At 69.3% G+C, this 22,433-nt stretch carries 20 protein-coding genes; 12 read left to right on the top strand and 8 right to left on the bottom strand.

Features of this window, described 5'->3' with window-relative positions:
* Positions 1-6 precede the first annotated feature (6 nt).
* Both KEC57_RS05805 and pulA read left to right on the top strand, forming a co-directional pair.
* Complete coding sequence (locus tag KEC57_RS05805) at positions 7-1,182, top strand: thiolase family protein (RefSeq protein WP_229383566.1); 1,176 nt, start codon at positions 7-9, stop codon at positions 1,180-1,182.
* Positions 1,183-1,387: 205 nt separating this feature from the next.
* Positions 1,388-7,405: a pullulanase-type alpha-1,6-glucosidase gene (gene pulA, locus KEC57_RS05800; RefSeq protein ID WP_229383565.1), complete on the top strand. Its 6,018-nt coding sequence runs from the start codon at positions 1,388-1,390 to the stop codon at positions 7,403-7,405.
* Positions 7,406-7,504: 99 nt separating this feature from the next.
* On the opposite strand, the gene KEC57_RS05795 is transcribed toward pulA, so the two are convergent.
* The gene (locus KEC57_RS05795; RefSeq protein ID WP_229383564.1) at positions 7,505-7,936 is read right to left on the bottom strand and encodes a hypothetical protein; all 432 of its coding nucleotides are present in this window, start codon (positions 7,934-7,936) and stop codon (positions 7,505-7,507) included.
* 219 nt (positions 7,937-8,155) lie between these two features.
* On the opposite strand from KEC57_RS05795, the gene KEC57_RS05790 reads away from it, so the two are divergent.
* From KEC57_RS05790 to mmsB, 3 genes are all read left to right on the top strand, one after another.
* Positions 8,156-8,488 carry a YciI family protein gene (locus KEC57_RS05790; protein ID WP_229383563.1) on the top strand — a complete coding sequence of 111 codons (333 nt, stop codon included), beginning with the start codon at positions 8,156-8,158 and terminating at the stop codon, positions 8,486-8,488.
* A gap of 182 nt (positions 8,489-8,670) precedes the next feature.
* The gene (locus tag KEC57_RS05785; RefSeq protein ID WP_229383562.1) at positions 8,671-9,858 is read left to right on the top strand and encodes an acyl-CoA dehydrogenase family protein; all 1,188 of its coding nucleotides are present in this window, start codon (positions 8,671-8,673) and stop codon (positions 9,856-9,858) included.
* The gene (mmsB, locus tag KEC57_RS05780) at positions 9,855-10,754 is read left to right on the top strand and encodes a 3-hydroxyisobutyrate dehydrogenase (protein WP_229383561.1); all 900 of its coding nucleotides are present in this window, start codon (positions 9,855-9,857) and stop codon (positions 10,752-10,754) included. Before KEC57_RS05785 ends, mmsB begins: the two co-directional genes overlap by 4 nt.
* A gap of 25 nt (positions 10,755-10,779) precedes the next feature.
* On the opposite strand, the gene KEC57_RS05775 is transcribed toward mmsB, so the two are convergent.
* From KEC57_RS05775 to KEC57_RS05755, 5 genes are all read right to left on the bottom strand, one after another.
* Complete coding sequence (locus KEC57_RS05775) at positions 10,780-11,352, bottom strand: hypothetical protein (RefSeq protein WP_229383560.1); 573 nt, start codon at positions 11,350-11,352, stop codon at positions 10,780-10,782.
* The gene (locus KEC57_RS05770; protein WP_229383559.1) at positions 11,349-11,918 is read right to left on the bottom strand and encodes a hypothetical protein; all 570 of its coding nucleotides are present in this window, start codon (positions 11,916-11,918) and stop codon (positions 11,349-11,351) included. Before KEC57_RS05770 ends, KEC57_RS05775 begins: the two co-directional genes overlap by 4 nt.
* Positions 11,915-12,418 carry a hypothetical protein gene (locus KEC57_RS05765; protein WP_229383558.1) on the bottom strand — a complete coding sequence of 168 codons (504 nt, stop codon included), beginning with the start codon at positions 12,416-12,418 and terminating at the stop codon, positions 11,915-11,917. The genes KEC57_RS05770 and KEC57_RS05765 overlap by 4 nt, the downstream gene beginning before the upstream one ends.
* The gene (locus KEC57_RS05760; protein WP_229383557.1) at positions 12,418-12,654 is read right to left on the bottom strand and encodes a hypothetical protein; all 237 of its coding nucleotides are present in this window, start codon (positions 12,652-12,654) and stop codon (positions 12,418-12,420) included. The genes KEC57_RS05765 and KEC57_RS05760 overlap by 1 nt, the downstream gene beginning before the upstream one ends.
* Before the next feature lie 258 nt (positions 12,655-12,912).
* Positions 12,913-13,200 (bottom strand): WXG100 family type VII secretion target, encoded by a 288-nt coding sequence (locus KEC57_RS05755; protein ID WP_229383556.1) that lies wholly within the window; start codon positions 13,198-13,200, stop codon positions 12,913-12,915.
* 184 nt (positions 13,201-13,384) lie between these two features.
* On the opposite strand from KEC57_RS05755, the gene KEC57_RS05750 reads away from it, so the two are divergent.
* Positions 13,385-14,161 carry an enoyl-CoA hydratase gene (locus tag KEC57_RS05750; RefSeq protein WP_229383555.1) on the top strand — a complete coding sequence of 259 codons (777 nt, stop codon included), beginning with the start codon at positions 13,385-13,387 and terminating at the stop codon, positions 14,159-14,161.
* A 230-nt stretch (positions 14,162-14,391) separates the two neighbouring features.
* On the opposite strand, the gene KEC57_RS05745 is transcribed toward KEC57_RS05750, so the two are convergent.
* Positions 14,392-14,928, bottom strand: coding sequence for a MarR family winged helix-turn-helix transcriptional regulator (locus tag KEC57_RS05745; RefSeq protein ID WP_229383554.1), 537 nt, complete (start codon positions 14,926-14,928; stop codon positions 14,392-14,394).
* A gap of 178 nt (positions 14,929-15,106) precedes the next feature.
* Here KEC57_RS05745 and KEC57_RS05740 point away from each other — a divergent pair, with 178 nt between their 5' ends.
* From KEC57_RS05740 to KEC57_RS05715, 6 genes are all read left to right on the top strand, one after another.
* The gene (locus tag KEC57_RS05740; protein ID WP_229383553.1) at positions 15,107-15,883 is read left to right on the top strand and encodes an electron transfer flavoprotein subunit beta/FixA family protein; all 777 of its coding nucleotides are present in this window, start codon (positions 15,107-15,109) and stop codon (positions 15,881-15,883) included.
* 11 nt (positions 15,884-15,894) lie between these two features.
* Positions 15,895-16,860, top strand: coding sequence for an electron transfer flavoprotein subunit alpha/FixB family protein (locus KEC57_RS05735; protein WP_229383552.1), 966 nt, complete (start codon positions 15,895-15,897; stop codon positions 16,858-16,860).
* A 431-nt stretch (positions 16,861-17,291) separates the two neighbouring features.
* Positions 17,292-18,641, top strand: a complete 1,350-nt coding sequence (locus tag KEC57_RS05730) for a cytochrome b/b6 domain-containing protein (RefSeq protein WP_308187573.1) — start codon at positions 17,292-17,294, stop codon at positions 18,639-18,641.
* 98 nt (positions 18,642-18,739) lie between these two features.
* Positions 18,740-20,005: a sensor histidine kinase gene (locus tag KEC57_RS05725; RefSeq protein WP_229383550.1), complete on the top strand. Its 1,266-nt coding sequence runs from the start codon at positions 18,740-18,742 to the stop codon at positions 20,003-20,005.
* The gene (locus KEC57_RS05720) at positions 19,993-20,670 is read left to right on the top strand and encodes a LuxR C-terminal-related transcriptional regulator (protein ID WP_229383549.1); all 678 of its coding nucleotides are present in this window, start codon (positions 19,993-19,995) and stop codon (positions 20,668-20,670) included. Before KEC57_RS05725 ends, KEC57_RS05720 begins: the two co-directional genes overlap by 13 nt.
* Positions 20,667-21,548 (top strand): DUF4097 family beta strand repeat-containing protein, encoded by an 882-nt coding sequence (locus KEC57_RS05715; RefSeq protein WP_229383548.1) that lies wholly within the window; start codon positions 20,667-20,669, stop codon positions 21,546-21,548. The genes KEC57_RS05720 and KEC57_RS05715 overlap by 4 nt, the downstream gene beginning before the upstream one ends.
* 51 nt (positions 21,549-21,599) lie before the next feature.
* On the opposite strand, the gene KEC57_RS05710 is transcribed toward KEC57_RS05715, so the two are convergent.
* A complete protein-coding gene (locus KEC57_RS05710; RefSeq protein WP_229383547.1) occupies positions 21,600-22,289 on the bottom strand; it encodes a pentapeptide repeat-containing protein in 690 nt (229 codons plus the stop codon).
* Between the last annotated feature and the right edge of the window lie 144 nt (positions 22,290-22,433).

The following is a 22,433-nucleotide window of genomic DNA, read 5'->3' as shown; positions in this document are numbered from 1 at the left end:
GCTCTCATGCGCCAGGCCGTCATCGTCGACGTCGTCCGCACCCCGTCCGGCAGGGGTAAACCAGGAGGCGGCCTCAGCGGAGTGCATCCGGTCGATCTCGCCGCGGGAGTGCTCACCGCCCTTCTCGAGCGCAACGGCCTCGACTCGCGGCAGGTCGACGACGTGCTGATGGGATGTGTGAGCCAGCTCGGCGACCAGGGCGGCAACATCGCGCGCCAGGCGGCACTCGCCGCGGGGTTCGCCGAGTCGGTGCCGGCGGCCACGATCGACCGGCAGTGCGGGTCGAGTCAGCAGGCAGCGCACTTCGCCGCGCAGGGCGTGATCGCGGGTGCGTACGACATCGTGATCGCCGCCGGCGTCGAATCGATGAGCCGTGTGCCCCTCGGCTCCTCGCGCACCGGCGCGACGCTTCCCGCAGGAATCGCCGCCCGCTATCCCGAGGGTCTCGTGGGGCAGGGCGTCTCCGCCGAGCTCATCGCCCAGCGCTGGGGCTTCACGCGCGACGAGCTGGACTCGTTCTCGGCCGAGTCGCATCGACGGGCGACCGATGCCTGGTCCCGCGGTGCTTTCGACTCGCAGCTGCTCCCGGTGGCCACCGCCGACGGCGTGCTCGCCCGAGACGAGACCGTGCGCGCCGGGACGACCGTCGAGGGCCTCGCGGGGCTGGCACCCGCGTTCCGGACCGATGAGATCGTCGCGCGCTTCCCGGAGCTGGACTTCAAGATCACGCCCGGCAACTCCTCGCCGCTGACCGATGCCGCCTCGGCGGTTCTCATCATGGGCGAAGACACGGCCGCGCAGCTGGGGCTGGCTCCGCGGGCGCGCTTCCACTCGTTCGCGGTGGTGGGCGACGACCCGATGCTCATGCTCACCGGTCCCATTCCGGCGACGCGACGCATCCTCGAGCGCAGCGGACTGTCGATGGACGATCTCGACGCGTACGAGGTGAACGAGGCGTTCGCCTCGGTGCCCCTGGCATGGCAGCGGGAGTTCGACGCGGATCCCGCGAAGCTCAACCCGTGGGGCGGTGCGATCGCGCTCGGCCACGCCGTGGGCGCATCGGGAACCCGGCTGCTCGGCACACTGGTGGCGCACCTCGAGGCGACGGACGGCCGGTTCGGCCTGCAGACGATGTGCGAGGGCGGCGGCATGGCCAACGCCACGATCATCGAGCGGCTCTAGCCGGACCCGCCGCTCACGTCCGGCCTGCAAGCGATTGCGCGCGGGGCGAACGAGCGGATGCCGTCGGGTGCGGCATCCGCTGGACGAGACGATTCTGTGACCTGTAAGCGCTTGCATTTTCGCCTGAGCCACTGCTAGCGTCGGCCGCACACCGCAACCTCGGGCACGTAGCCGTGCCCCGCCCCACCCCTGGAGCCTTGTGTCAATGCCGACAGCGTCGAAGCCGTCCTCTGCACGTGTCCGCCGTATCGCAGCGAGTATCGCTGCCGCAGCCCTGATCCTCACCGGGGGAGTGGTGGCCACGGCCCCCGCTGCCGCGGTCGATCGGACGTTCGCGATCGTCGGCAACCTGCAGTCCGAACTCGGCTGCTCGGCCGACTGGCAGCCTGAGTGCGCCGCGACCGAACTCGCGCCCACCGACACGGCGGGCGTGTACGCCGCCGAGTTCGAGGTGCCGGCCGGCACCTACGAGTACAAGGTCGCGGTGAACGACGGGTGGGACGAGTCCTACGGACTCAACGGCGGAGGCGACAACATCCCGCTGACCGTCGCCGGGCCCTCGACGCTGCGATTCGTCTTCGACGACACGACCCACCGCGTCGGTCTCGAGGCGAAGAGCCTGCGCGCCGGCTACACCGCCGACGACGACGCGCTGGTCGCGGCTCCGGTGCGTCAGCCGGGCAGCCAGGAGCAGTTCTACTTCGTCATGACCGACCGCTTCGCCAACGGCGACGCGTCGAACGACACCGGCGGCATCGCGGGCGACCGGCTCGTGAACGGGTTCGACCCGACCGACAAGGGCTTCTACAACGGTGGTGACATCGCGGGTCTGCGTGACAACCTCGACTACATCGAGGGTCTCGGCACGACCGCGATCTGGCTCACGCCGAGCTTCAAGAACAACCCCGTGCAGGGCGAGGGCGTGAACGCCAGCGCCGGTTACCACGGGTACTGGATCACCGACTTCACGCAGATCGACCCGCACCTGGGAACGAATGCCGAGCTCGAGGCGCTGATCGATGAGGCGCACGCCAAGGGCATCAAGGTCTACTTCGACATCATCACGAACCACACCGCAGACCTGATCTCGAACACCCAGGGCCAGTACTCCTACGTCGATCAGGCGACCACCCCGTATCTCGACGCCTCGGGCACCGCGTTCGATCCGGCCGACTACGCGGGCACCGACACGTTCCCCGAGCTCGATGCGGCGACGTCGTTCCCGTACACGCCCGTCGTGAACGACACGACCGCCAAGGTCCCGGCGTGGCTCAACGATCCGACGCTGTACCACAACCGCGGCGACTCCACCTGGACGGGCGAGTCGGTCACGTACGGCGACTTCTCGGGTCTCGACGACCTCATGACCGAGCACCCCGACGTCGTGAACGGCTTCGTCGACGTGTACGAGGACTGGGTCGACTTCGGCATCGACGGCTTCCGCATCGACACCGCCAAGCACGTCAACTTCGAGTTCTGGGAGAAGTGGTCGACCGAGGTGCTCGACTACGCCCACGCGGCGGGCAAGCCCGACTTCTTCATGTTCGGCGAGGTCTACGACGCCGACCCGGTGAAGCTGGCCCCGTACGTCCGCGAGACCGACATGAACTCGGTCCTCGACTTCACGTTCCAGTCATCCGCCGTCAGCTACGCCGCTGGCAACAGCGCCAAGGGCCTGCAGGGCCTGTACGCCGGTGACGATTGGTACACGACCGCCGACTCCTCGTCGACGGCGCTGCCGACCTTCCTCGGCAATCACGACATGGGCCGCGTCGGCTACATGCTGCAGACGACCCCGAACGCTCTCGAGCGGGACCTGCTCGCCCACGACCTGATGTTCCTGGGCCGCGGCCAGCCTGTCGTCTACTACGGCGATGAGCAGGGCTTCGCGGGCACGGGTGGCGACAAGGACGCGCGCCAGACGCTCTTCGCGAGCCAGGTGACGGAGTACCAGAACCAGAACCTCATCACCGGTGAGAACGCCGGTTCTGTCGACCGCTTCAGCACGGCCGTTCCGATCTACGAGCGCATCGCCGACCTCGCGGCCCTGCGCGCCGAGCACCCCGCGCTGGTCACGGGTTCCCAGGTCGAGCGCTACACCGACAGCGGCGCGGGCGTCTACGCGTTCTCGCGCGTCGACCGCGACGAGAAGGTCGAGTACCTGGTCGCGCTCAACAACACCACGGCCGCCAAGACGGTCGAGCTGAACACCCTCACCGCAAGCGCATCGTTCGCTCCGGTGTACGGCACCGACACCGCGATCTCGACCGATGCCGCCTCCGCGACATCCGTCACGGTCCCGGCCCTCTCGGCCGTCGTGTACCGCGCCGATGCTCAGGTCACCTCGCCCGAAGCGCCGCTGGCCATCACCGTGTCGGCGCCCTCGGCAGGCGCGGGTGTCAGCGGATCGAGCCCGGTCAGCGCCGACGTCGACGACACCACGTGGCAGGAGACGAGCTTCTCGTGGCGCGTCGTCGGCTCGGACGAGTGGCACGAGCTCGGCACGGCCGAAGACACCGACCCCCGGGTATTCCACACCGTCGAGGGGCTGGCCGACGGCACGCTCCTCGAGTACCGCGCCGTGACGACCGATGCCGCCGGTGCCCACGCCGCCGCCTCGACGTACGCGTCGGTGGGCAACTCGGTGTCGCTCGTCGTCGAGGAAGAACCCGAGTCGCCGATCGACATGATCACGGTGGCCGGAAGCCTCGACTCCGAGCTCGGCTGCGCGGGCGACTGGGCACCCGGCTGCGAGGCGGCGAAGCTCACGCTGCGCGCCGATGGCATCTGGGCCGGCACGTTCGACCTCGCCGCAGGCGACTACGAGTACAAGTTCGCCTTCAACGGATCGTGGGACGAGAACTACGGTGCGAACGGCGTCAGGGACGGCGCGAACATCGCGATCTCGCACCCGGGCGGCCCGATCACCTTCTACTTCGACCCCCGCTCCAACATCGGCCAGTCGACGGCGGAAGGCCCGATCGTGACGCTGCCCGGCTCGCCGCAGAGCGAGCTCGGCTGCGCCGGCGACTGGGCACCGGACTGCCTGGCGACCCTGATGGCCGATGGTGACAAGGACGGCGTCTACGAGTTCACCACCGACCAGATCCCCGAGGGGGCGTACGAGATCAAGGTCGCGCACGGTCTCAGCTGGGCGGAGAACTACGGTGTCGGCGGAGCACTGGGCGGCTCGAACTACTCGTTCAGCGCGGCCGAAGGCAAGCTGATCGTGTTCCGCTACACGCTCGCCACGCACATCCTCGAGATCGAGGTCAGCGACCCGCCGCTCGCCGGCACCGGTGAGCAGCGCGCACACTGGATCGACGCCGACACGATCGCGTGGCCGGCCGACCTCGGCACCGACCCCGCGGATGCCTCGTGGCAGCTGCACGCGTCGGCTGACGCATCCGTTGCCCTCTCCGACGGTGAGATCACCGGCGGCGAAGCGATCGACCTCACCCTGGTCGACGGCGGGCTCACCGCCGAGCAGAAGGCGAAGTTCCCGGCTCTCGCGGGATTCGTCGCGCTCAGCGTGGATGATGCGGATGCCGCGGCCCTGGTGCGCGGACAGCTGATGGTGTCGCAGCGCGACGCCGATGGTGCTCTCACGGCCTTCACCGGTGTGCAGATCCCGGGCGTGCTCGACGACCTGTACGCCGACGCGGTGGCCGATGCCGACCTCGGCGTCACCTTCCAGGGCAACAAGCCCACGTTCCGCCTGTGGGCGCCGACGGCTCAGGCCGCGACCCTGCTCACGTGGGATGCCGGCACCGACGGCGACGCCGTGCGCCATGAAGCGGCCTGGGATGCGGCATCCGGCGTCTGGACCGTCGCGGGCAAGAACGCCCTGAAGGGCGACGAGTACCTGTGGGAGGTCGTGGTCTACGCGCCGACCACCGGTGCGATCGAGACGAACGCCGTCACCGACCCGTACTCGATCGCGCTCACGGTCAACTCCGAGCGTTCGGTCGCGATCGACTCCGCCGACAAGCAGTGGCGCCCGAAGATGTGGGAGAAGACGAAGGCGCCCGTGATCGACCGCCCGGTCGACCGCGCGATCTACGAACTGCACGTGCGCGACTTCTCGATCACCGATGAGACGGTGCCCGAGGCCGAGCGCGGAACGTACCGCGCCTTCACGCGCGACAGTGCCGGAACGAAGCAGCTGCGCCAGCTCGCCGACGCGGGAATCAACACGGTGCACCTGCTGCCCACCTTCGACATCGCCACGATCGAGGAGGACCGCTCGCAGCAGGCCGTGCCCGACTGCGACCTCGCGTCGTTCGCCGCCGACAGCACCGAGCAGCAGGCCTGCGTCGAGGCGGTCGTCGACGCCGACGGCTACAACTGGGGCTACGACCCGTACCACTACTCGGTTCCCGAGGGCTCCTATGCCGTCGACCCCGAGGGCGGTGCGCGCGTCGGAGAGTTCCGCGAGATGGTCGGGGCGCTGCACTACATGGGCCTGCAGGTCGTCCTCGACGAGGTCTTCAACCACACCACCGCATCGGGTCAGGCGCCCACCTCGGTTCTCGACCAGGTCGTGCCCGGGTACTACCAGCGTCTGAACCTCGCGGGCGGCGTCGAGACCTCGACCTGCTGCCAGAACGTCGCCACCGAGCACGAAGTCGCACAGAAGCTCATGGTCGACTCGGTCGTGACGTGGGCCCGCGACTACAAGGTCGACGGCTTCCGCTTCGACCTGATGGGGCACCACTCCAAGGCCAACATGCTCGCGATCCGCGCAGCGCTCGACGAGCTGACGGTCAAGAAGGACGGCGTCGACGGCTCGAAGATCTACCTGTACGGCGAGGGCTGGAACTTCGGCGAGGTCGCGGACAACGCCCTCTTCGAGCAGGCCACGCAGGGCCAACTGGGCGGCACCGGGATCGGCACGTTCAGCGACCGGCTGCGCGATGCCGTACACGGTGGCAGCCCGGTGGCGGGCGAGACGATCCAGCAGCAGGGCTTCGGCACCGGGCTGGGAACCGACCCCAACGGCGTGCCGATCAACGGCACGACCGAGCAGGCGCTCGCCGACCTCGCCCACCAGATCGATCTGGTCAAGCTCGGACTCGCGGGCAACCTCCGCGACTTCACGCTCACCGACCACACCGGTGCAACGGCGGCAGGTGACGAGCTCGACTACCGCGGAGCGCCCGCGGGATACGCCGACCAGCCCGACGAGGTCATCACCTACGTCGACGCCCACGACAACGAGACGCTGTACGACCTGTCGGTGCTGAAGCTGCCGGCCGACACGACGATGGCCGATCGGGTCCGCATGAACACGCTGTCGCTCGCGACCACGACGTTCTCGCAGACTCCGTCGTTCTGGCACGCCGGCACCGAGCTGCTGCGCTCGAAGTCGCTGGATCGCAACAGTTACAACTCGGGTGACTGGTTCAACCGCATCGACTGGACCGGTCAGGAGTCGACCTTCGGCTCGGGTCTTCCGCGTGCGGCCGACAACGCCGATTCGTGGGCGATCAAGCAACCGCTGCTCGCGGACCCGGCGAACAAGCCCGCAGCGGCCGACATCGCGACGGCCGAGGCATCCGCTCTCGATCTGCTCCGGGTTCGTGAAGAGGTGGGGCTTCTCCGCCTCGGCTCGGCGGATCTGATTGGACAGAAGGTCACGTTCCCGGGCAGCGGACCGGATGCCGCACCCGGCGTTCTCACGATGCTGATCGACGACCTCGTCGGCGACGACGTCGACCCGAAGCTCGACGGTGCGCTCGTCGTGTTCAACTCCTCACCCGATGCGGCCACCCAGGTCGTGCCCGAGCTCGCAGGTCGCAGCTTCGCGCTCACGCCGGCGCTCGCCAAGGGCTCGGACGCCGTGGTGAAGACGACCACGTGGGATGCCGCGACCGGAACCATCACGGTTCCGGCACGGTCTGCCGTGGTGCTGGTCGACCGCGAGCCGGTGGCGACGAGCACGCTCATCGCGCCGACGAAGCTGCTCGTCAAGGCCGGCAGCACGATCACCGTCGCCGGCCGTGTCACCGCAGCCGACGGCTCCGCGCCGGTGGGCACGGTGACCGTGACCGACAACGGCAAGGTCGTCGGCACGGTGCAGCTGGATGCCTCCGCCAAGGGCCGTGTCGCGCTCGATGTGAAGCTGTCGAGTCGGGGCATCCACGTGATCCGCACCACCTTCACCGGTGCCGACTACGCGAACTCGAAGACGGTCATCCCCATCCCGGTGCTCGCCTACTGACGGGAGAGCATCTCCTTTCCACCCCGCTCGCCCAACGACCCGCATCCCCGGTCGTTGGGCGAGCGGGCGTGTGAGCGGTGACGAAGACGCGACGAGCGTTCAGGGCAGCTCGAGCACGAACTCCTCGTTCCAGTCCTCGAACGTCACGGTGATCGTCACCGGTCGGTCGGTGACTTCGGCGGGGAGCGCGAAGACGTGCGTCGTCGTGCTCATGTCCGCCGTGCACGGGTCGTGCGGCGAGGGGCCGAACGTGACGCGCAGCTCGCCCGGGCCTACGACCTCCGGCTCTCGCGCCACCGGCGGGCAGCTGCCGCTGCCCATCGTGACGACCGCGAACTCGTCGTCATCGATCCAGCCGACGACGGGGCCGCCTTCGAGCGGGTCGATGTTCGGGCCGCTCCAGACCTCGGGGATGCCGCGCACCACTCGATCGGCCTGCGACCCGTCCCCGGAGGGTCCGGTCGCGCATCCCGAGACCACGAGCGCGACGAGCGCGAGTCCGACGCCGCGGGCCTGCCGCGCGAGCATCACAGGCTCAACCTGACGACGAGTCCGCTCACCAGCAGGAGCGGTGCGGACAAGCCGTGCACACTGGTTCCGGGCCGGGGCCTTGTCGCGACATCGGTCATGCGCGCGAGCATACGGGTTCCCGGTCTGGAGCGCGCGAACGAAGTGTCGACATCGGTGCGCCCCGGACGACGTCCGAAGTGAGGGTGGTGCGAGTCCGCCCCCGACCGAAAGGATCAGTCCATGAAGTTCATGATGTTCGTCGTCAGCTCCGCTCAGCCCGACCAGCCGAGCGACGAGTCCGACATCGACCTGTGGGTCGACCCGCTCGACGCGAGCGGCAAGCGGGTCATCGGCGAAGTGCTCGCCCCGGCGTCCGATGCCACCGTCGTCACGGTGCGCGGCGGAAAGGTGCTCACGACGCGCGGCCCCTTCGCCGAGACCAGCGAGGTGATCCTCGGCTTCGACATCCTCGAGGTCGACGACCTCGACGAGGCGGTCGAGATCGCGTCGCGGCATCCGATGGCCCGTAACGGGCAGATAGAGCTGCGCGCCTTCGCTCCTTGGAGCCAGTAGAGACCGCACGACGGGGTTCGGATGCCGCGGCGTTCGGACCTCGTCGCTCACGGCGAACCGATTCACGGGTGTCCTCACAATTACTAGGACATCCATGTAAAATCGTTTCGTGCCGATGGCGGCACGAGAACGCTGATCGCGAAGCCCCACGAGGGCGTCGCCGGATCGCCGAAGGAGCAACGGTGCCCACCACGATCACCCCAGAACCCCTGACTCTCACCAGCGATGAGCGCGACGCGATTCTCGAGGCGGTGCGCGACTTCGCCCAGACGGAGCTCGCCCCTCACGCCCTCGAATGGGATGCGCAGTCGCACTTCCCCCGCGAGACCCTCCGGCGCGGCGGTGAACTCGGCCTCGGCGGCATCTATGTGCGCGAGGACGTCGGCGGCACGGGCCTCACCCGCTCCGACGCGGCGGCGATCTTCGAGGAGCTCGCGCAGGGCGATACCGCGATCGCCGCCTACATCTCGATCCACAACATGGTGGCGTGGATGATCGACTCGTACGGCACCGAGGCACAGCGCCGCGAGTGGCTGCCGCGCCTGACGGCCATGGAAGGGTTCGGCAGCTACTGCCTCACCGAGCCCGGGGCGGGATCCGATGCCGGCGCCATCACCACCAGCGCTGTACGAGACGGCGACGACTACGTGCTGACGGGAGTCAAGCAGTTCATCTCGGGGGCGGGCGAGGCATCCGTCTACATCGTCATGGCGCGCACCGATTCGTCGACGGGCTCGGGAAACCGGGGTTCGCGCGGCATCACCGCGTTCCTCGTCCCCGATGCGACCCCGGGGCTCTCGTTCGGCGCGAACGAGCACAAGATGGGGTGGAACGCGCAGCCCACCCGCCAGGTGATCCTCGACGAAGTCCGCGTGCCCGCGGCGAGCATGCTCGGCAGCGAAGGACAGGGCTTCAAGATCGCGATGTCGGGGCTCGACGGCGGGCGGATCAACATCGCCGCATGCTCGCTCGGCGGTGCGCAGTGGGCTCTGGATCGCGCCATCCGCTACGTGCACGAGCGCTTCACGTTCGGTGAGCCGCTCGCCGAGAAGCAGTCCGTCGTGTTCAGCCTCGCCGACATGGCCACCGAGCTGCACGCCGCGCGTGCTCTGGTGCGAGATGCCGCCGCCGCGGTCGACGCGAAGGCTCCCGATGCGAGCATGCGGTGCGCGATGGCCAAGCGCTTCGCGACCGACGCCGGCTTCCGCGTCGCCAACGAGGCCCTGCAGCTGCACGGCGGCTACGGCTATCTGCACGAGTACGGGATCGAGAAGGTGGTGCGCGATCTCCGCGTCCACCAGATCCTCGAGGGGACCAACGAGATCATGCGCGTGATCATCGGCCGCCAGTTGCTGGGAGCAGGACGATGAGGATCGCATTCCTGGGCCTCGGCCACATGGGGCTTCCGATGGCGAAGAACCTGGCGACCTCCGGGCATGAGGTGGTCGGTTTCGACGTGTTCCCCGCCGCTGTCGACGCGGCGCGGGAGGCGGGGGTCGCCGTGGCCCACTCGGGGACGGATGCCGCGACCGCCGCGTCCGTCGTGATCACGATGTTCCAGACCGGGGACCAGGTGCTCGGCGCCTATCGCGGTGTCGACGGGGCCGACGGACTGCTCGCGGTCGCGGCATCCGATGCGCTCTTCGTGGACTGCTCGACGATCGCCGTCGACGAGGCCAGGGCAGCGCACGCGCTCGCCGAGGCCGCGGGGCACCGGTCGCTGGACGCACCGGTGTCGGGCGGTGTCGTCGGCGCCGAGAACGCGACGCTCGCGTTCATGGTGGGCGGCACCGACGAGGACTTCGAGGCGGCGCGGCCCCTGTTCGAGGCGATGGGGCGGCGCGTCGTGCACTGCGGCGGCGCAGGTCTCGGCCAGGCCGCCAAGGTCTGCAACAACATGATCCTCGCGGTGTCGCAGATCGCCGTAGCCGAAGCCTTCGTGCTGGGGGAGCGGCTCGGCCTCTCGCACCAGGCGCTCTTCGACGTCGCCTCGAACGCGTCGGGCCAGTGCTGGGCGCTCACGACCAACTGCCCGGTTCCCGGTCCCGTGCCCACCAGCCCGGCCAACCGCGACTACCAGCCGGGCTTCGCCGGTGCGCTGATGAACAAGGACCTCGGACTCGCTGAGAAGGCGATCGCCGCGACCGGAGTCGAGGCGAAGATGGGCCGGCTCGCACGTGAGATCTACCAGGAGTTCGCCGACGGCGAAGGCGCCGGCCAGGACTTCTCGGGGATCATCAACACGATCCGCGGCGACAGAGTCTGACGCGGGAGCGCGTCGACGCGCTCCCTCAGGCGCTGCGTAGACGGATGCTGCGGAACAGCGCCTCGATCTCGGGTTCGAGGAAGGCCACGGCGGCGACGTTGTCGTCGACGAGCTCGAGCATCAGAACCGTGCCGTCGCGTGCGCCGATCAGGCGCATCACGGTCGCTGTCGACCCACCGGGAAGCTCGAGCAGGAGCACCACCCGGAGTGCGGTGGTGAACGGCGTGCGATCGAGAGGCGTGACGGACTGGACGAACCCGCCGAGCCCGGTCCGGGCGAGCTCGGTCAGCTCGTCCGGATCGGGGTCGCCCTGCACCTGCAGCGCATACAGGTGCACCAGCCGATCGGGCGCGCCGGTGTCGGGACGGCGCCAGAACCGCTCGATGGGCTCTTCGAGCGGTGCCGGCATGAGCGCCCGTTCCAGCGCGGTCGCCGCGAACGCTCGGCGCACCTCCTCAGGAGCGCCTCGCCCGGCGAGCAGGTCCTCGGTGACGTCGGCGGCCCATGACATCGCGGTGTCGTACCCAATCCACGGGAACTCCAGGGGCACCGGCATCCACACGGTGTAGTCGATGTCGAACGTGTACTCGAGGGTCATCGCCAGCGGAAGGTCTCCATGATCGCGTCGCTCGTCTCGGTGAGGAGGGCGACGGCATCGGGCGCGGCTTCGTCGGGGTAGGCGATCGACGCCAGGAACACCATGCCCCGCCGGTCCCCCGCGATCGGCAGCGGAAAGCCGTAGCCGATCTGCCGCGAGGTCACGCCGGCCATTTCGTCGTGGCCGTGCGAGTCCTTCTGCCATCGCAGCACCATACCGACGGGGGTCTCGAAACGCTCGATCGGCGCGCCCGCGAGAGCGGGAAGGGATGCCTCGAATGCGGCGTCCTCCGGCGCCGCATGCTGCTTGACGGCGATCGACAGCGGTAGACCCTCGTCCCCCGCTTCGGAGGGGAGGTAGATCGCAGAGATACGCTGCCGTGTCAGCGTCTGCCAGTACGACTGGATCATGCTGCGCGCCTGCGCGTCCAGATCCGGCCGCGACAGCTGCCGCATGCGCGACGTCGCCTGGGCGACGAGAGCGGCTTTGCCATCGGCATCCACCAGGTACCGCACCCAGCCGGGCGGCATCATGATGTGGAAACCGCTCGGTGCCGTGTCGATCATTGCGGCAGGGTTCCCGCCTTGCGCATCCGCTCGTACGCGGCAGCCTTGATCAGAAAGGCGACGACGAGCACTGCCAGGCAGACCAGCGACAACGCGAGTGCGATCCAGTGAGGGCCGACATAGGTTCCGATCTCGGGTATCGGGAATACACCGGACTTCGCGGGGAACATGAACATGAAGACGTACGCAGATGCTGCGCTTCCACCGGTGACGCCGGCAGCGTTGAGAAGTCGAGTGACGTGCGACGCGGGCGTCAGGACGCACATGGGAATGACGATGACTGCGGCGATCGCTGCGGGGATGATCAGCAGCCACGCCGGCACCGGAAACACCGGCCAATACCAGACCGGCTGCCATTTGGTTGTATCACTCTCGCCCATCTGGCCACCCGTGAAGAACATCGAACCGGCGATGAACGCGACGAGAATCAGTGCGTTGAAGCCGAGTGCGATCGCATAGACGCGCCAGAGCAGGGCGCCGCGGTCTCGCCGAGTTGTCATCACGGAATCTTCACCTGGTCCATTCCGGGGATCTTGACGTCGGGGCCGACACCGAACGTCGTGTGGACCGACTGCACGGCATCCGCTCCCGTGAAGCCGAGCCACACTGTGAAATTTGCCGCCTGCTTCCACACGCTGGGGAGCGCCCCCCTAGTGCTCGTCACAAACTGCTGCACGGCGGGCGACTGGCCCCACGGGGACTTCCCCAGCGTGCCGAGGAAGTTCTCGGCCTGCACGAGTTGGGATTCGCCGAGTGCGATGCTGCGGAAAGGGTTCGTCCAGATGCTCGGCGAGGGAAGCGCGGCGCGGGCCTTGATCGGTGCCGCAAGCCATTCTTGAACTCGTCGATCGACGCCGTGAGCCCGGTCTGCGTCTGGCGCAGTCGGTCGAGGTCCAGCATGACGTCGGGCATTTCCCCGTTTCCCCCTTGCCGCTGGCGGCATTGATGCGAAGGCGGATGCCGCGATCACGTGCCGCGGCATCCGTTCGAAAGGTCAGTTGCCGGCGAGGGCCTGGTCGGTGTCCTTGATCGCCTGCTGCATCTTGCGCAGCGACTCACCCATGTCGGAGATTCCCTCGATGGCCTTCTCCAGACCGGTGGTCAGCTCCTGGTAGCCCTCACCGAACTTGCCCGACGCGTGCTGCGTCTTGAAGTCATCGCCCAGCAGGCGGTCCACATCGCTCTTCAGACGACGCAGCACATCGCCGATCTCCTCACGACCGCTGTCGAGCTTGCCCGACATGGCCTCCATCTCGCCATAAGAAGCCTTGAAATCCGCCATGTCACGATCCTCTCGAAAACCACGGGCCCGATCAGGCCCGCCCACAGGCTAACCCGAACCCCCACCCCACCCCCATGGGGAACAATCCCCATGGGGATGGATCGCGCCGCGCGTGCCGAGAGGCTGCGAAACGACGTGAGACGCGGCATCATCGGGTGAGGCCTACAGATCAGGGAGGATCCGCATGACCGAGTACGAGACGATCCTGGTCGAGACGCGCGGGCGCGTCGGATGGATCACGCTCAACCGGCCCGAGGCGCTCAACGCGCTGAACACGCAGGTGTGCCGGGATGTGGTGGCCGCGGCATCCGCCTTCGACGCCGATGCGGCGATCGGCGCGATCGTGCTGACCGGTTCGGAACGCGCTTTCGCCGCCGGCGCCGACATCAAGGAGATGGAGTCCAAGTCGGGACTCGAGATGCTGATGGGCGACCACTTCGGTGGCTGGGCGGACTTCGCCGCCGTGCGCACGCCGGTGATCGCCGCCGTCTCGGGCTACGCGCTCGGCGGTGGATGCGAGCTCGCGATGATGTGCGACATCATCCTCGCCGCCGACACCGCGAAATTCGGCCAGCCGGAGATCAACCTCGGCGTGATCCCCGGCATGGGCGGTTCGCAGCGGCTGATTCGCGCGGTCGGCTACTACAAGGCGGCCGACCTCATCCTGACGGGACGCATCATGGATGCCGCAGAGGCGGAGCGCTCGGGACTCGTGTCACGCGTCGTGCCCGCCGCCGACCTGCTCGCCGAGGCGGCGAAGACGGCCGAGACGATCGCGTCGAAGAGCCTGCCCTCGCTGTACGCCGCGAAGGCGACGCTGGATGCCGCCCTCGAGACGTCGCTGGCCGAGGGCCTGCGGCTGGAGAGGCACGTGTTCGCGTCTCTGTTCGATACGGCGGATCAGAAAGAGGGGATGGCCGCGTTCCGCGAGAAGCGCGCCCCCGACTTCCTGGGGCGCTGACCCGCCGCGCGCAGCTGCCGAGACAGGGGATTCTCGCCGAGACCGGGGGCCACACCACCTGTTTCGACGAGAATCCCCGGTTTCGTGGAGCGCGGGGCGCTCGGCGTGGAGCGCGGGGCGTTCGGGCTCGGGCTCGGGCCCGCCGACCACACCCCCGGCCTGCGAACACCCGAGGCTGCGGCATCCCTCAGAGGGGCTCGGGCTGCGAACACCCGAGGCTGCGGCATCCCTCAGAGGGGCTCGGGCTGCGGCTTCGGATCGGTGAAGTCGCCGGCGTCCTTGCGCAGCCGCGCGATGATGCGCACGAGCTCGGTCGTATCATCGTCGCCGAGGCCCGGCTGCTCGAACACCTCGGCGTTCAGGGCGAGGGTGGCCCGCTCCACCAGTGCGCGCCCCTCGTCCGTCAGCACGAGCATCGCGGCGCGCCCGTCGGCGGGATGCGGCTCGCGCGAGACGAGACCGTCGCGGGCGAGGCGATCGACGGTGTTCGTGACGCTGGTCGGGTGCACCTGCAGGCGGGCGATGGCGCTGGCCATCGGCATCCGTCCCTCTCGCGTGAATCCGAGCAGTCGGAGCAGCTCGTATCGTGCGAACGAGAGCCCGAACGGCTTGAGCGTCGCGTCGATGCGCGCGAACAGCAGCTGCTGGGCCCGGATGATCGAGGTGACGGCGGTCATGCCCGCGGCAGCGGATTCCCACCCATGGGCGATCCACTGACGCTTGGCCTCGGCGATCGGGTCGACGGGGAGACGCCTGTTTCCTGCCACATCAACCTCCTGCCTCCACCGTACCCGGCGGCACGTTCCGAACGGGTGACGGATGCCTCGAAACGCCGTCTATGTATACACAGTGGGCGTTTGTGACGAGAGCTTTGCGGGTTGACCCTGCCGATTGGGTACATTGTGCGTCTCGTCCTAGACTCGTGCCCAGCGTGAGGAGATCGTCATGAAGATCGTCGTCCTGGTCAAGGAAGTCCCGGATACGTACGGGGATCGCAAGCTGTCGCTGGAGACGGGCTTGGCGGATCGGGGTGTGTCCGAGACGGTGCTCGACGAGATCGGTGAGCGCGCGCTCGAAGTGGCGCTGAGCTACGCCGACAAGAACGCCGGGACCGAGGTCGTCGTGCTGTCGATGACGCCCGAGTCTGCTGCTGCGACGGTGCGAAAAGGGCTGGCGATGGGTGCGACCTCGGCGGTGCAGATCGTGGATGATGCGCTGCTCGGAGCTGATCTGGGACTGACGGCCGAGGTGCTCGCGGCGGCGCTGCGGCGCACCGGATTCGATCTCGTGATCGGCGGCAACCAGTCCACGGACGGGTCGGGTGGTGTCCTGCCGGCCATGGTCGCGGAGCTGCTCGACGTGCCGGCCGCGACGTATCTGAATGCGGTCGAGATCGGCGAGGGTGCGGTGTCGGGCACGCGGGCGACCGAGGCCGCGAGCGCGCAGGTGTCTGCGGAGCTTCCCGCGGTGATCTCGATCACCGAGGCGCTGCCCGATGCGCGGTTCCCGAACTTCAAGGGCATCATGGCGGCGAAGAAGAAGCCGTTCGAGACGCTGTCGCTGGAAGATCTGGGCATCGATGCCCACGACCCTGCCGCTTCGCGGTCGATCGTGATCGGACTCAGTGAGAAGCCCCCCCGTGAGGCGGGCGTGAAGATCGTCGATGAGGGTGATGCGGGCGAGAAGCTCGCGGACTACCTGATCCAGAACCGGCTCGCGTAAGGGTGCGTGTGATGACGTTTGCGAATGATTCGATCCTGGTCCTGCTCGATGTGACCGCCTCGGGGGCTCTGGCGAAGTCCGCCGCCGAGGTGCTGGGCGCAGCATCTCTGGTGGGCACGCCGGTCGCGCTGATCGTGGGCGACGAGAAGCTGGCGCCGGATGCCGCGGCCCTGGGCGCGGCATCCGTGCTGGTCACAGGCCCACGCGATGGGCTGATCGTGCCGGTCGTCGACGCCCTGGCGGCTGCCGCCGACCTGGTGCGTCCGGACGCGATCGTGGTCTCGCACTCGATCGACGGCCGGGAAGTCGCGGGCAGGTTCGCCGCGCGCACCCGCTCGGGGATCGCGGTGGACGCCGTCGGGCTCTCCCGCGATGCAGAAGGCGTGGTCGCCGAGCATTCCGTCTACGGCGGGGCGTACAACGTCCAGTCCGCCGTGACGTGGGGCGCTCCGGTGATCACGATCCGGCAGGGATCGGTGGATGCGCGCGCAGACGCGGTCGCCGCACCCGCGGTCGAGGCACTGGCCGTGACGCCGTCCGGCCGCAAGGCCGCCGCGGTGGTATCGGTGGATGAAGCTGTGGTGTCGTCCACTCGGCCCGAACTGCGAGGGGCCGCGAAGGTCGTCTCGGGCGGTCGCGGACTGGGGTCGGGGGAGAAGTTCGCGCTCGTCGATCAGCTGGCCGACGCGCTCGGCGCCGCGGTGGGCGCGTCGCGCGCGGCGGTCGATGCCGGCTACGTGCCGCAGTCTTACCAGGTCGGGCAGACCGGGGTGTCGGTCAGCCCGCAACTGTATGTCGCACTCGGGATCTCGGGTGCGATCCAGCACAAAGCGGGGATGCAGACCGCGAAGACCATCGTCGCGATCAACAAGGATGCGGATGCCCCGATCTTCGAGATCGCGGACTTCGGTGTCGTGGGCGACCTGTTCACGGTGGTGCCGCAACTGATCGCTGCGCTCGAGGCGAAGAAGGCATAGCCCGCATGGCGACCTTCGGCACCGCGATCCGGCGCGGCCTCCCCCGCCGTCCCGGCGGCGAGCCGTGGCCTCCGCCCGGCGACGCCCCCGTGGGCACGGACAGTGAGGCGACTGGTGCCGCGGAGGTTACCGCTGCCGCAGCCCCTGCCGCTGACGCCGACCCGATCGCGGAAACCGACTCGCAGGCCGTGGACGGCACCGGCACTCGCACAGCGTCCGCCGCCCCCGCCGGCACTGCGGTGTCGGGGAACCGCGCGATTCGTCGCGGTCTGCCGCGGCTGCCCGGCGGCGAACCGTGGCCACCGGCATCCATCACCCCGCACGTGGGGACGGCAGGGCCTGCCGCAGCTTCGACGCCTGCCATGACTCCCGACGTCTCGCAGCCATCCGGTCCAGTGGCGGTAGTGGCAACGGCCGCGTCTGCTGTCGCCGTGCCTCCCACCGTCCCCGAGCCCGATGCGCCCAGCGGTGGGGCGCTGCGTCGCGGGCTTCCCCGTGTCGCGGGCGGAGAGCCCTGGCCTGCCGCAGGCTTCGCTCCGACCGCTGCCGCGCCAGGCGTCGCTTCACCGGCCCACGCCCCCGCGGTCGCCGTCCCCTCGACGGGCAGTGTGGTCGAGTCGGCGTCCGGGGTCGCTCCGGAGCCGGTGCCGTCCCTCGCCCCCGAGCCGGCAGCATCCGCCGCCGAAACCGCACTCGCATCCGAGGTCGCGCCCGCAACCGCGGCATCCGCGCCGCCGCCCCCGGCCGTGGCCGTCACCCCGACCGGGGTGCCGCTGTCGCAGCCGCTGCCGTTCACCCGCACGGTGTGGGCGGGTGCGGCCGCGCGTACGCGTCCGGCGCCGCAGTCCGAGCCGAAACGCCTGGGCCCCTTCACCCGCCTGCAGTGGGCCGGCGTGGTGATCGTGGGCGGCGGCGGGCTGCTGTTCGCGGGGCTGATGGCCGTCTTCGCGGTGCGCTGGTTCCTCTCGCTGCAATTCATGCAGGACTTCCTGATGACCTACCCCGGCGAGTATCACCTGCCTGCCGGCGCGCCGGTGGGGTTCCCGGCGTGGCTGGGCTGGCAGCACTTCTTCAACGTGTTCCTGATCGTGCTGATCATCCGCTCGGGCCTGCAGGTGCGCACCGAGAAGCGCCCCACCGCGTTCTGGTCGCCGCGCAACAACAACCGGCGCAAGATCAGCCTGAACCTCTGGTTCCACCAGTCGCTCGACATCCTGTGGCTGGTCAACGGCGTCATCTTCGTGGTGCTGCTGTTCGTCACCGGGCAGTGGATGCGGATCGTGCCGACCTCGTGGGAGGTGTTCCCCAACGCGGTCAGCGCGGCCCTGCAGTACGTCTCGCTGGACTGGCCGACCGAGAACGGCTGGGTGAACTACAACGCGCTGCAGCAGCTCGCCTACTTCACCACGGTCTTCGTCGCCGCGCCGCTCGCCGCGATCACCGGGGTGCGCATGTCTGGCATCTGGCCCAAGAACGCCACCGAACTGAACAAGGCGTATCCCGTCGAATGGGCCCGCGCGGTGCACTTCCCCGTGATGCTCTACTTCGTGGCGTTCATCTTCGTGCACGTGGTGCTCGTATTCGCCACCGGAGCCCTGCGCAACCTGAACCACATGTACGCCGCACAGGGCTCGACCGACCCCGACGCCTACATGATGAACTGGACCGGGTTCTGGATCTTCGCCGTCTCGATCCTCGTGATCGCCGCCGCCTGGATCGCCGCCCGACCCCTCGTGCTGGCCCCGATCGCCCGTCTGTTCGGCAAGGTGTCGGGCCGATAAGCGTGCGCCGCGCAGCGCGGCCGGGTGGGGGATAACCCGAAAGCAAGTGTCGGGCTGGCTCAGGGGCGCGCGGCGCGGCGGCGGCCTACCGTGAGGGTATGACTTCCGACACCTCACCGTCTGCGCCGTCCACGGCATCCCCTCTGCGGGTGGCGGGCGCGATCGCACAGCTGGCCGCGCTCGGCGTCGTCGGACCGGCGATCTTCTCCCTTCTCTTCGGTCTGCTCGGCCTCGGCATCGGGCTGCTGCCCGTCCTCGGCATCGGACTGCTGTTCCTGGTCGCGTTCGTCTACGCGATCTTCGCGCTCGGCTGGCTCGAGGCGGCGCGCGTCGACGGGCTGTACGCGTTCGGCCTCGCCCCGCATCGGGTGCGCTCCAGCGGCCGCCCGGGCTTCGGCGGATTCCTCCGCACGCTGTGGCTGCAGACCATCGACCCGTCCAGCTGGCGCGGTGTCGCGAACGCCGCGATCGCGACGATCCTCGGCTGGGTCGTCCTTCTGCTCGCCGGGCTCGCCGCGTCCGGCATCGTCCTCGTCTTCGCGCCGCTGTTCGCACAGGCCAGCGCGGTGTCGCTGGGACGCACCGACTTCGCGGTGCCGCTGGCCTGGGCGGTTCCCGTCGGCCTGCTGGCGGCCCTCGTGGGCGCCGCGGGCGTGATCGGTCTCGGCATCCTGCACGGGATCATCTCGCGCGCCATCATCGTCCCTTCTCGTGAGGCTCAGCTCGCCGAGGCCGCGCGGACGTCGAGCGTGCAGCGCGAGGGCGCGGTACGCGCGGCCGACGTGGAGCGCACCCGCATCGAGCGCGACCTGCATGACGGCGTGCAGCCCCGGCTCGTCTCGGTCGGCATGACCCTCGGCCTCGCGCAGCAGAAGATCGATTCCGACCCGGATGCCGCCAAGGCCCTGGTCGCCGAGGCCCACACCTCGACGAAGGCGGCGATCACCGAGCTCAGGCAGCTGGCGCGCGGCATCCACACCGCCGTCCTCGACGATCGCGGTCTCGACGCGGCGCTCTCGGCGCTCGCCGGCCGGTCGGTCATTCCGGTGCAGCTCGACGTCCGGCTGGACGGACGATGCAGTCGGGATGCCGAAGCCGCCGCCTACTTCGCGATCGCCGAAGCCCTCACCAACGCTGCGAAGCACTCGCGCGGCACTGAATGCCGCGTCGTGGTGCGCCGCCGCGAACCCGGAACGCTGTGGGCGCGGGTCGAGGACAACGGCGTGGGCGGCGCCACCGTCATGGCCGGCGGCGGACTCGACGGCATCATCAATCGCGTGCTCGCAGCAGGTGGCGAGGCGCGGATCGACAGCCCGGCCGGCGGACCCACCTCGGTGGAGGTGAGCATCCCGTGCGGATCCTGATCTGCGAGGACTCCGCCCTGCTGCGCGAGGGCCTGGTCCGCGTCCTGGAGGACTCCGGTCACATCGTGGTCGCCGCTCTCCCCGATGCCTCGCGCCTCGACGAGAAGGTGGTGGAGGCGACTCCCGAGCTGTGCATCATCGATGTCCGCCTTCCGCCGACCTGGACGGACGAGGGAATCCGCGCCGCGCTCGCGTTGCGTGCGCGCCGCCCCGAGCTGGCCGTCCTGGTGCTCTCGCAGTACGTCGAGGAGCGCTACGCCGCCGACCTGATCGCTGCGAGCTCCGGGTCGCTCGGGTACCTGCTGAAAGATCGTGTGGCCGACGTCACCGACTTCCTCGACACCATCGACCGCATCGCAGCCGGTGCCACGGTGCTCGACCCCGAAGTCGTGGCGCAGCTGCTCAGCCGCCGCACCCGCGACGCGCGCATGCAACGACTGACCGACCGCGAGTCATCCGTCCTCGCATTGATCGCCGAAGGGCGTTCCAACCAGGCCATCGCCCGGACGCTGCACGTGAGCGAGGGCAGCGTCGAGAAGCACATCACCGCCGTCTTCCAGAAGCTCGGGCTCGAGCGCGACGAATCCGGCAACCGCCGAGTGCTCGCAGCCCTCGCGCACATCGAGCACGGCGGCACCCCGCCTCAGACAGGAGCAGACCGATGAGCACCATCGTCACCCCGCCGGCACCTCCGGCGCCCCCCGCCCCGCCGACCCCGCCGGCGCAGAATCAGCAGACGCCGCCCACCGCACCCCGGCCGGGATACTCCCGCGCCGTCGCGATCGTCGTGATCGTGGTCGGTGCCGTCATCCTGCTCGGCGCGATCGTCTCGTCCGCCCTCGGCACGTGGGCGGCGGCATCCATCCAGACCTCGTCGCGCACCCTCGCGGTGGGCGGCGTCACCGAATTGGACGTGCAGGTCGACGCCGGCAGCATCCGGGTCGAGTTCGCCGACATCGACGAAGCCGAACTCGAAGTGCGCAGCTCGTGGGGCATCGACCGCTGGACGCTCGAGACCAGCGACGACGCGCTCGTCGTCGCCTCGCCCAGCGGCTGGCTGAACGGCTGGTTCGGGGGCTGGCTCGGCGGCAACGGCAGCGCAGTCCTGCGCCTTCCGCAGTCGCTGGAAGGAGTGGATGCCGACCTCGGCCTCGCCGCGGGCGATCTGACCGTCGACGGCTCGTTCGGAGAGCTCGACCTGCAGGTCGACGCGGGCCGCGCCGACGTTTCGGGCTCGGCTACCGATGTGGAGGCGCAGCTGAGCGCCGGACACGCCGAGATCGACCTGGACGGCGCGCGGGAGGCGTCGTTCACGGTCAACGCCGGTTCGCTGGACGCCGTCCTCACCGGGCGGGCACCCGGTGAGATCACCGCCGAGGTCAACGCCGGCTCTCTGCGACTCACCGTTCCCGACGGCGAATACGACGTGAGCTCGGATGTCGCGGCCGGAGACTTCGACAACCGCATCGGCAGCACGCCGGGGGCTGCGAACACCATCCGGGTCGCCGTCTCGGCGGGCGAGGCGGTGCTGCGCGCGCAGTGACGACACGGGACGGATGCCGGCGCCGTGCGCGAACCGGCATCCGCCCCGTCGTCAGTCCTCCACGCGGATGCCTGCCATCTGGGCGAGGGCCGGCGCCATGAGATGCAGCTGCTCGGGAGAGATGGTCGCACCGCGCAGGCCCGCCATCCCGACGACTTCGAGCACTTCGGCCCCGCGCAGATCCACGTCGGACAGGGTCGCGCCGCTCGCGTTGAGGGCGCCGATGCGGCTCGACTCGAACGACACGCGGCGCGCCGTCGCGTCGAGCAGATCGATCTCGTCGATCGTGCAGTCGACGAACTCGATGTCGAGCAGCTCGGATCCGCGCAGGTTGACGAACCCGAGCTTGCACCTCGTGAAGCGGATGCCGCGCCAGTTGGCGTCGTAGGCCTCGATCGAGCCGAACCGGCTGTCGAGGAACTCGACGTCTCGGAGGCCGCCGCGCGCCGCCGACACCACCGGAACGTCGGCTCCGCCGATCACCGACTCGACGATGCGGGAGCCGCGAAGCGACCAGGCGCTGAGGTTCAGTCCCGTGATCCGGCAGCCGTCGATGGTCGAGCCGACGCCGAGGTCCCACCGGTCGCGCGCGATGTCGGAGTAGGCGACGGCCTCGAACCGCTCCGACTCGAACATCTCCTGGTCGCCGTCGGTCAGCCCGGTGAGCAGTGAGCCGTCGAAGTCGAACGTCGGCGCCTGGGTCTGCCGTGCCTTGCGTGTGTTCGTCGTGCGTGCGGCCATCCCGCCACGCTATCGGCCCGCGGCGACACGAGCGCCCGGCGGCCAGCCGGATCCGTCACGCGGACGGGCGAGGGCCCGCGCATTCGGACCCCGGGGCGATTTGTTCACCCTGGGGCGGGGCTTTCCCGTCCCAGTGTGGCGGAC

The sequence above is a fragment of the Microbacterium allomyrinae genome, assembly GCF_020682705.1.
Classification (GTDB): Bacteria; Actinomycetota; Actinomycetes; order Actinomycetales; family Microbacteriaceae; genus Microbacterium; species Microbacterium allomyrinae.
This window is presented reverse-complemented; position numbering and strand designations above follow the sequence as displayed.